Source organism: Amycolatopsis sp. NPDC051106, assembly GCF_040682775.1.
Classification (GTDB): Bacteria; Actinomycetota; Actinomycetes; order Mycobacteriales; family Pseudonocardiaceae; genus Amycolatopsis.
This window is the reverse complement of sequence record NZ_JBFBBQ010000029.1, coordinates 95070-95816: the sequence shown is the minus strand read 5'-3', so window position 1 is coordinate 95816 and position 747 is coordinate 95070. Positions and strand designations below refer to the sequence as shown.

At 73.0% G+C, this 747-nt stretch carries 1 pseudogene; it reads right to left on the bottom strand.

Features of this window, described 5'->3' with window-relative positions:
* A pseudogene (locus tag AB0M83_RS22625) lies at positions 1 to 747 on the bottom strand (hypothetical protein); the annotation flags it as partial.

Here is a 747-nt window from a genome sequence, read left to right as displayed (position 1 = left end):
GGCGGACGCGCCGGCCGGGGCGAACGCGGCCGCGGGCTGGGCGTGGGCCGCGCCGGCGCCGCTGTGGACACCGTTCGACATCGGCGTCTCGCCGAGCCCGTGCCCCGCGCCGCCCGGGTCGAGACCGGCCGCCGAAATGCCGGCTCCACCGTGCGAACCGCCGCCGATACCGGCGCCCGGGGAACCGGCGCCGCCGTGGCCGTCTCCGCCACCACTGCCGCCACCGCTGCCGCCGTCGTGCGCCGCGGGGCCGTCACTGCCGTGCGACGCGAGGTCCTCGAGGGTGCCGCGGTGGTTCGGCAGGTCGTCGTCGAGCTTCTTGCCGGGGGTGTCGCCGAGGACGTCGGAGGTCTTGTCGTCCTCGCCGAGGGTGTAGGTCGTCGGCGTGCCGCTGCCGTCGTCGACGGTGACGACGGTCGGGCCGTCCGGGCCGTCGGGCCGCTCGGCGGTGATCTTGAGGTCGCCGTCCTCGATGTGGATCTTGCCGTCGGGACCGGGGCAGTACGTGTCGTCGCCGGTCCCTTGTGGACCGTCGGCGTCCTTGGACCAGTCGAGCTTGAAGTCCTTGGCGTCGTCGGACCCGTCGCCGACCTTGATGTCCATCTTCCCGTCGTGGTCGGGTTCGGTCATCTCGAAGGTCTTGTCGCCCTGCTTGACCTTCAGAGTGTCGGGGGTGTCGTCGCCGTCCGGCTTGCCGTCGCCGTCCTTGTCGCCGAGCAGACTGTCGGGCTTGCCGTCGCCGTCCTT